At 46.8% G+C, this 9,524-nt stretch carries 7 protein-coding genes; 6 read left to right on the top strand and 1 reads right to left on the bottom strand.

Going from position 1 to position 9,524, the window contains the following annotated elements:
- Window positions 1–148 precede the first annotated feature (148 nt).
- Window positions 149–550 carry a fasciclin domain-containing protein gene (locus tag QUA57_RS27365; RefSeq protein ID WP_333035415.1) on the bottom strand — a complete coding sequence of 134 codons (402 nt, stop codon included), beginning with the start codon at window positions 548–550 and terminating at the stop codon, window positions 149–151.
- Between the two features lie 423 nt (window positions 551–973).
- Between QUA57_RS27365 and QUA57_RS27360 the strand changes: the two genes are divergently transcribed.
- The 6 genes from QUA57_RS27360 (at window position 974) to QUA57_RS27335 (ending at window position 9,379) form a co-directional block, all read left to right on the top strand.
- A complete protein-coding gene (locus QUA57_RS27360; protein WP_333064897.1) occupies window positions 974–2,011 on the top strand; it encodes an aldo/keto reductase in 1,038 nt (345 codons plus the stop codon).
- An 836-nt stretch (window positions 2,012–2,847) separates the two neighbouring features.
- On the top strand, window positions 2,848–4,149 hold the full coding sequence (locus QUA57_RS27355) for a glycosyltransferase family 1 protein (protein ID WP_333064898.1): 1,302 nt from the start codon (window positions 2,848–2,850) through the stop codon (window positions 4,147–4,149).
- 122 nt (window positions 4,150–4,271) lie between these two features.
- The gene (gene glf / locus QUA57_RS27350) at window positions 4,272–5,513 is read left to right on the top strand and encodes a UDP-galactopyranose mutase (RefSeq protein ID WP_333035412.1); all 1,242 of its coding nucleotides are present in this window, start codon (window positions 4,272–4,274) and stop codon (window positions 5,511–5,513) included.
- Window positions 5,514–5,621: 108 nt separating this feature from the next.
- Complete coding sequence (locus QUA57_RS27345; RefSeq protein WP_333035411.1) at window positions 5,622–5,978, top strand: STAS domain-containing protein; 357 nt, start codon at window positions 5,622–5,624, stop codon at window positions 5,976–5,978.
- A 213-nt stretch (window positions 5,979–6,191) separates the two neighbouring features.
- Entirely contained in the window at window positions 6,192–8,075 is a 1,884-nt protein-coding gene (locus QUA57_RS27340) for a glycoside hydrolase family 2 TIM barrel-domain containing protein (RefSeq protein ID WP_333064901.1), read from the top strand.
- A gap of 185 nt (window positions 8,076–8,260) precedes the next feature.
- Window positions 8,261–9,379: a beta-glucosidase gene (locus QUA57_RS27335; RefSeq protein WP_333064900.1), complete on the top strand. Its 1,119-nt coding sequence runs from the start codon at window positions 8,261–8,263 to the stop codon at window positions 9,377–9,379.
- Window positions 9,380–9,524: the final 145 nt, after the last annotated feature.

The raw sequence follows: 9,524 nt of genomic DNA, 5'->3' as shown, positions 1-9,524 counted from the left end.
TAATGAATCCCAAACATCTCAAAAACTGGTTTGCTAATTGCTGCTACTGTACCTCATAACATCCGGAAGTGCTGTATCAATTAAAACAGGGCGGTGGCTGTTGTTAGCCACCGCCCTCAAGATAGTATTTCGCTATCTAAGTCTGTGCTTACGCAGGAAGCAAGACTGAATCAATAATGTGGATGACGCCATTATCAGCAGCAACATCGGCTGCTGTAACGGTAGAATCATTGATTTTGACGCCATTAGAAGCATCAATTTTAACTTCTGAACCTTCCACTGTCTTGGCAGATTTCAGCTTGACCACATCAGCGGCCATAACTTTGCCAGAAACGACGTGATAAGTCAAGATTTTTGTGAGCTTAGGAATGTCCTTAAGCAGTGCTTCTACAGTACCTGCGGGAAGCTTAGCAAAAGCTTCGTCAGTAGGCGCAAAAACTGTGAAGGGGCCAGCGCCTTTGAGAGTATCTACTAAACCAGCAGCTTTGACAGCAGCAACTAGGGTTGTAAAAGATCCAGCCGAAACGGCGGTATCAACGATATCAGCCAAGTGAGTCACCTAGTTTTTGTAATCTATAAATCACTATAACGCTAAAAAGTTAATTTAGCTACATTAATTTTTTCTCTAGTTCTGTCTGGTTGTCTGATTATTTAAGATAGCATTTTTTTATTTAAATCATTTCATACAATACCTATCTAAAGGTAGATATGTGTTTTGCCCTTTTACTGTATTTTAAATTGTTGATGTGATCCTAAATACATTAGTAAGACGATCGCCCCTGCGCGCTTTTTAAACTAAACGCAGGGGGGAGACTGCATCGCCCCTGCTACGACATTTTGATTAACTTGGCAAAACATTCAACCCTCAGCGCAGCGCTAACACATTACAAAAGCCCGTTACCACGACTTATGGCAACAGTTTGGGAAATCCCGATCTAAACTGTTAACAACCATTAACTAGGGGAAGGGTGACATGAGATACAAACTATTAGGTCACAGCGGACTTCGCGTTTCCGAAATCTGCCTCGGAACCATGACTTTTGGGGAAGAGTGGGGTTGGGGTAGTTCCTACGACGAAAGCCGGAAAATGTTCGACGCCTTTGCAGAAGCGGGCGGCAATTTCATTGATACCGCGAATCTCTACACCAACGGTACTAGCGAAAAATATGTCGGTGAGTTCATCGCAGCCGATCGCGAAAAATGGGTAGTTGCCACTAAGTATAGCCTCAACATGAAGAATGGCGAAATCAACGGTTTCGGCAACCACCGCAAAAATATGGTGCAAGCAGTAGAAGCAAGTTTGAAGCGATTGCAAGTTGAATACATAGATTTGTTGTGGCTGCACGCTTGGGATTTTACCACACCCGTCGAAGAAGTGATGCGCGCTTTTGACGATTTAGTGCGCGCCGGCAAAGTTCTTTATATCGGCATTTCCGATACGCCGGCTTGGATTATTTCTCAAGCAAATACGATCGCTAATTTGCGCGGTTGGACACCATTTATCGGCTTGCAAATTGAGTATTCTTTAAAAGAGCGAACTCCAGAACGGGACTTGATCCCTATGGCAAAAGCCTTTGATATTGGTGTCACAGCTTGGAGTCCCCTAGCAGCCGGTTTGCTGACAGGAAAATACAACACTTCAGAAACAGCCAGCGAAGCTAAACGGCTGAATTCACCTGAATCTGGAAAAATTAACGAACGAGACCTCAAAATTGCTGACGAAGTTAGCAAAATAGCGGCCGAAATTGGCAAACCTGCTTCTCAAGTAGCCCTAAACTGGCTGCGACAACAGCCAGTCGAAGTTATTCCGATTGTGGGTTCGCGCAAACTCTCGCAACTTCAGGAAAATCTAGCTTGTTTGGAGTTTGAATTAACCCAGGAACAAATGCAACAGTTAGACAAAGTAAGTGCAATTGAATTGGGTTTCCCTCACGATTTCTTAAAGAGTTCGACAGTGCAAGATTTTGCCTTTGGAGGTGGAATCGCCAAGATTGACAGACGCCGACTGTAAAGTTGCTGCTATTTTCTAGTTGCGGATTTAGGTGGCTATTTTGCCTTTGATTGCAGATAGTGGCGAACCCGCCCTTAGAGGGATGATTGACATTTGTGCTGTGGGCGCAAGCTTAAACTGACGCCCACAGCGCCAATGTCATCATCTTGGTTTCTTCCCACAGACTCGCGCAAAATCTTAGGTTTATCGTTGCGGTTGCCTGGTTTCTGTGATATTGTTGAGACAGGTGCTGTTCGGTGAGTTTAACCTCACTGCATAAACTGTCAATTGTTAATCTATCGGAAGTCATAAATCTCGGACGCAACTTGGTATAGTAGGATACAAATTCACCCAATTAGCGATCGGATGAGTTAAAAAAAAGCAAGGTTTGTCAAATCAAAAAGCAACATAAACTTGATGGCAAATTTTCTCTCATCTTCAAATAAAGCAATAAAACTTGCTCTTTTTTTACCCCGTACCTGCCAGTTAAAAGTCATTTTACAAGGTCGATCGGCATTTTAACGGCTTTGGAACCCCGCATACAAGCTAGGTGTCTCCTGAGATAAAAGTCATCCTTCAGATAGAAGTTAGGGCAGAAAAACTGGGTTACATTTAACAACAATAGCAAGTCTAACAATATTAACTTATCTCCAAGTTTCAATTCTGAAAAAAGCAGATAAGCCTGTTTTTTCCGCAGCTAAACAGTTTCTTTGTTTGGCTCACTGAATGCGGCGCTTGCTCGTCAATAAAAGTTCTCAGATTTATGCTTGCGACTTTCAGTAAGACACTGCTGAGAAATATATCCTATTGACAACTTTTAACGGACAAATTTTCATTGACAAATTCCAGAGGCTAATATGTCGCCCCCAGAAAACTCAGTAAACAATAATTATAGCAATAAAGAGCGAGCATGGGAGATCCGATTTACCTCTATAGATCCAGCCAAATCGCCATCTCAATTCGCTGCGTCGCCCACATTGCGCGCCAACTTATCAAAAACTGAGGCTTTAGATGCACCAGATTTAGTTTGCCTGTCCCATTTGCGGTGGAATTTTGTCTATCAACGTCCGCAACATCTCTTGAGTCGCTGTGCCAAAACTCGTCGCGTATTCTTTGTAGAAGAACCTGTGTTTACCGCAGCTACAGATTGGTGGCTTGATGTGAGCATCCACGAAAGCGGAGTCTGGGTAATAGTACCCCACCTGAGCGAAGGAACCAGCGAAGCAACAGCACAAACTGCTCAGCAAGCCATGCTAGATGATTTGTTTCGAGCGGCGGAAATTAGCCAGTACATCCTCTGGTATTACACACCAATGGCTGTCAGTTTCACAAGCCACTTACAGCCGCTAGCTGTAGTCTACGACTGCATGGATGAACTGTCAGCATTCCAAGGCGCGCACCCGGATTTAAAAGCCAATGAAAACCAATTATTAAAGCGCGCTAGCGTAGTATTTACCGGGGGACACAACCTTTACGAAGCTAAACAGCACCAGCACCCAAACATTCACCCCTTCCCCAGCAGCATCGAAAAAGAACACTTTGCGACAGCCAGGAATCTTTCAGAAGAACCGGCCGATCAAAAAGACATTCCTCACCCGCGTTTGGGATTTTATGGCGTCATAGACGAACGCATGGATATCGAACTGCTAGCGGGCCTGGCCCAAGCAAGGCCGGACTGGCATTTAGTCATCATTGGCCCGGTGGTGAAAATCGATCCGACAACTCTGCCAACTCACCCAAATATCCACTATCTCGGGGGCAAATCTTATCAAGAACTGCCAGCGTATCTTGGCGGATGGGATATAGCCATGCTGCCTTTTGCGATTAACGAATCGACTAAGTTTATTAGTCCCACGAAAACTCCAGAATACCTCGCTGCCGGCAAACCGGTGATTTCTACTCCTATCCGCGACGTGGTGCGGCCCTACGGAGAAAACGGCTTGGTTCGGATTGCTAGCAATTCTTCAGAATTCGTTGCTTGTGCCGAAGAAATCCTCAGCGAAAGTTCGGACGTTCGCACGAAGTGGCTGAGCGAAGTAGATGCCTTTTTAGCAGACAATTCTTGGGACAATACCTGGGGCGAAATGCTGGGGTTGATCGAAAGTGCGATCGACGAGAAACGGCAGAAAGCAGAAGGCCGGATGAAAGTTTTAAGTTAGGAATGTTGAGGTTGAAGTAAAGAATTACACTTTACGGATTCAAAAACTAACACTCAACACTCCTCGCTGTATGTCCAATTACCAATTATTCCTTACCCATACCCACACTCAGAGGTGTTTCAATGTTTGACTATTTAATCGTCGGAGCCGGATTTGCAGGTAGCGTCATTGCCGAAAGACTAGCAAATGAGGCGGGAAAAACAGTCCTGATAATTGATACCCGCAACCACATCGGCGGCAACGCATACGATCACTACGACAACCACGGCATCCTGGTACACAAATACGGCCCCCACATTTTTCACACCAATTCGCGCCAAGTTTTCGAGTATCTTTCGCGGTTCACCGAGTGGCGGCCTTACGAACACCGGGTTCTCGCCAGCGTTGACGGTCAACTGTTGCCAATTCCAATCAATCTCAACACCGTAAACAAACTTTACGGACTGAATCTCACGTCATTTGAAGTAGAAGATTTCTTCGCGAAAGTAGCAGAACCAAAGGATTACATTCGCACTTCCGAAGATGTCGTTGTCAGCAAAGTCGGTCGCGAACTTTACGAGAAATTCTTCCGCAACTACACCCGCAAACAGTGGGGAATGGACCCGTCGGAACTCGACAAATCAGTGATTGCCCGCGTTCCTACTCGCATTAACCGGGACGATCGCTATTTTACCGATACCTATCAAGCAATGCCTCTGCACGGCTACACTCGGATGTTTGAAAAGATGCTTTCTCACCCAAACATCAAGGTGATGCTGAATACCGACTACCGGGAGATTGAGGGCTTTATCCCTTACGGGGAAATGATTTACACCGGGCCAGTCGATTCCTATTTCAATTATTGCTACGGCAAACTACCTTACCGTTCCTTGGAATTTAAGCACGAAACGCTGAACGTACCTGTACACCAAGAAGCACCGGTGGTAAATTACCCGAACGAGCATTTATATACTCGCTGCACGGAGTTTAAATACCTCACGGGACAAGAGCATCTAAAAACTAGCATTGTCTACGAATATCCCCAAGCTGAGGGAGACCCTTACTACCCGGTTCCACGCCCGGAAAATGCCGAAATTTACAAGAAATATAAGGCTTTGGCTGATGCAACTCCGGGAGTTTCTTTCGTGGGAAGGCTGGCGACTTACAGGTATTACAACATGGATCAAGTGGTCGCTCAAGCTCTGACAACTTACACACAAATTACTACCAAGCCGGTGATTGAATTGGTAGAAAATGTTAACGGTTCTGCCTCTAATGTCAGCTCATCCAATGGAGTCGCCCCTCGCCCAAGCGCAGCTTCGCTAGAAGTCGCTGCTGTCAACCACGGCAACGGCAACGGCAACGGCAAATCTACTACCAAGTAGCTGGAAGCTGCGAGTTACGTACGGGTAAAAAGGTAAGGTGCCGAGAGAGCACCTTACTCGGTTTTCATCAAAAGTTATTTAATAATTCAAACAACCATTGAGGTAAAAATGAACGTTCTAGTGAAAATTGTTTTGTCTCATGAGGTTTTGGAAATTTCTCAATTTGCTCAGTTTCAGAAAGAAATACAGCGCCTAATGGCCAGCGGTGGCAAAATTATTATGCTCGATTTCTCAAAAATAAATTTTCTGAAAAATTCCGAGTTAATGGCTGTAGTGGCGATCGTGAAATTAGTTAGAGACAGCGAATGTATACTTTTGATCTCTGCCATGAGCGAACAAGTTAGAATTCTATTTGAACTCACGGGACTACAGCAAATATTTCATTGTTTGCCGTTTGCGGAAGAATTTTATCTCACAAGTGAGCAAACTGAACCTTTAGGAGGTTTGCAAAGTGTTGCTAGCTAGAGGGAGAGGAGGAGAGGGGGGATAGGAAAAATCTTCCTGGTTTTTTCTTCCTGGTTTATTGTTCCTTCTCCTGACTAATGACTTCAGCACAAGAGAGCCTTCAGATGAGGCTGTTTTAATGGGCAGAACTTTTGCAAATTAATTAGCAAAAAACTTGTCAAAGTGAGGGTAATTGTCGCTAACCTATAAATATAACTTTGGGTAGATGTGCCGATGAGTTGGTTAGGTAGAGAGCTAGAAAATTGCGAGATAGAAGAGTCTGCAACTCTTGATAGTAAGGTGACAGTTCAAGGACGGAAAACAGGTTATCCGCGCCCCCAACTGCGCCGGAGCAACTGGATTTGTCTCAATGGTCAGTGGAGATTTGCTTATGATGACGCGGGCCACTGCGTGCAGCCGATCGATATTTCTGAGTGGACTCACACTATAGAAGTGCCGTTTGCTCCAGAATCGGCAAAAAGCGGGATCGGCGACACGAATTTTCACGCCAACTGCTGGTATGAACGCGAATTTGACATACCCCACACAGAAGGCAGAGTTCTCCTCCACTTTGGGGCCGTAGACTACCGCGCCCGCGTCTGGGTGAACGGTCAGTTTGTCATCGAACACGAAGGCGGACACACTCCTTTCACCGCAGACATTACAGCAGTTGTGAATCTCAACGGGATGCAGCGGGTTACAGTCTGGGCCCACGACGACCCGCAAGATTTGGAACAACCGCGCGGCAAGCAAGACTGGCAAATAGAGCCGCACAGTATTTGGTATCCGCGCACGACCGGTATTTGGCAGACGGTATGGGTAGAATTGGTGCCTCACACTTATATCGAGCGCATCCGCTGGACTCCGCAGTTTGAACGCTGGGAAATTGGTTTTGAAGCGTTTGTCGCGGGCGATCGCCAGTCGGGAATCCAAATTAAAGTTAAACTGTCGATCGGCTGTTTGCTGTTAGTCAACGACACCTACGAAGTTATCAACGGCGAAATCCACCGCCGCATCGCCCTCTCCGACCCTGGTATCGACGACTACCGCAACGAACTGCTGTGGAGTCCCGAAAAGCCGACCTTAATCAACGCTCAAGTGCAGTTGTGGGCCGACGGCAAACTACTCGACGAGGTTAAATCTTATACCGCGATGCGGACGGTCAGCATCCAGCGCGATCGCTTCATGCTAAACGGCCGCCCCTACTATTTGCGACTGGTGCTCGACCAAGGTTACTGGCCAGACACCATGATGACTGCCCCTTCCGACGAAGCTTTGCGACACGATGTCGAATTAGTCAAAGCAATGGGTTTCAACGGCGTCCGCAAGCACCAAAAAATCGAAGACCCGCGATTTTTGTACTGGGCTGACGTGCTGGGACTCTTAGTTTGGGAAGAAATGCCCAGCGCCTACCGCTTCACTCCCAAAGCCGTACAACGGCTGACGCGGGAGTGGACGGAAGTCATCGAGCGCGACGGCAGCCACCCCTGTATTGTAGTCTGGGTGCCGTTCAACGAATCTTGGGGAGTTCCGAATTTAGTCGAAGCAGCAGCCCACCGCAACTACGTGCAAGCGCTGTATTTCTTGACAAAAACCCTCGATCCGACTCGCCCCGTCATCGGTAACGACGGCTGGGAAAGCATCGATACCGACATCCTGGCGATTCACGACTACGACAACAACCCGCAAACCCTAGCCAAGCGCTACGGGCCCGAAGTCCAGCTAGCCGATTTGTTCGATCGCGGGCGTCCCGGCGGGCGAGTCCTCACCCTCGACGGCCACCCGCACCAAGGACAGCCGATGATGCTGACAGAATTCGGCGGCATTGCCTGCGCCGGTCGGGAAAACCCCGATTTTTTCAGAGTTTGGGGCTACGTGCGCGCATCCGACACGCAGGAACTGCAAAGGCGCTACACCGCGCTGTTGAAGGTGGTAAACCGAGTGGAAATGTTCAGCGGATTTTGTTACACGCAGTTAACCGATACTTTCCAAGAAGCTAACGGTTTGCTGTATGCCGATCGCACTCCCAAGTTTCCCCTAGAGGTGATCGCGGCGGCAACTCTCGGCTGGGATATTCCCGAAGAAAGTTCACAACCGCAAGCTATTACTCAATGCTAATTGGTGATTAGTCAAGGAAAAAGTAAAAATCTGAGATTTTTTTCTTATTTCATTTTGGCTTTTTGCCGATCGATATAGTTCTTACAAAAACACCCTTTGTAGTAAGGGCTTTAATCCTTTCTGATTGAGATTTAAGGACTCAAGTCCTGACTACAAACCTTAATGACCCATTACCCATTCGATTGATGTTTCAAAGTTTTTTCATGGGCGGATTTGAATGTTCCACCCACAGAGTGCAATCTGGAAAACGCCTCGATGTCACAGCCGCCACCGGTCACGATAAATTTGCAGCAGCCGACTACCAACGCTTGCAGGAGCAAGGCATTTACACAGTCCGCGAAGGCCTCCGCTGGCACTTAATCGAACAGACACCCGGAAAATACGATTTTTCCAGTTCCCTGCCAATCATCCGCGCCGCCCGCGACATGAAAATGCAGGTAATTTGGGATTTGTTTCACTACGGCTGGCCAGACGATATTGATATTTTCAGTCCCGAATTTGTGTCCAGGTTTGCAAGCATGGTGCGCGCTTTTATGGAAGTGCTAACTGAGGAAACAGACCAAACACCTTTCGTGACACCTGTTAATGAAATTTCATTTATTGCTTGGGCCGGCGGCGATGTCGCGTACATCAATCCGTTTGCAAAAGGGCGGGGAGATGAGCTCAAAATCCAGTTAGTCAAAGCTGCGATCGCAGCGATAGAATCAGTTTGGGAAGTCAATCCCCGCACCCGCATCGTTCAAATCGATCCCACAATTAACATTATTGCTGACCCTGATAAACCGGAGGATCGGGACGCAGCGGAAGGTTATCGCTTATCTCAATATCAAGCTTGGGATATGTTGGCTGGACGTTTTCGCCCGGAACTCGGCGGTAAGGAAAAATATCTCGATATTATTGGGGTGAATTATTACGATCGCAATCAGTGGATTCACAATGAAGACCCAATGAAATACACCGATCCGCTGTATCGGCCGTTTCGCGAACTGCTGCAAGAAGTGTTTGAGCGTTACCGTCGCCCCTTATTCATAGCCGAAACGGGTACTGAAGACGATTTTAGACCTGTCTGGTTTAATTATGTGTGTACTGAGGTAGTGGCGGCGATGAAAGCAGGAGTTCCGATAGAGGGAATATGCTTGTATCCGATTGTTAACCATCCGGGTTGGGACGACGACAGGCACTGTTACAATGGTTTGTGGGATTATTGCAATGAATCGGGCGATCGGGAAATTTACCAGCCTTTGGCGGATGAATTGCAGTTTCAAAGGGAGCAGATTGAACCGTTGCTGAAGTTGCAGAATTGATAGCTGCGATCTAATTACGTAGGGTGCGCTGCGGCGCACCTTATGCTGTTAATCAAATTAATAGTCTGAGAGGATGTTTGAAAAGTAGGGGTCTTTGTAAGAAAACTCACAAAGCTTAAGCTGAGATTTGTAGATACCAGCACCT

Source organism: Microcoleus sp. Pol7_B2 (assembly GCF_036701035.1).
Lineage (GTDB): Bacteria > Cyanobacteriota > Cyanobacteriia > Cyanobacteriales > Microcoleaceae > Microcoleus.
The sequence above is the reverse complement of the archived record's forward strand: the minus strand, read 5'-3'. Positions and strand labels throughout refer to the sequence as shown.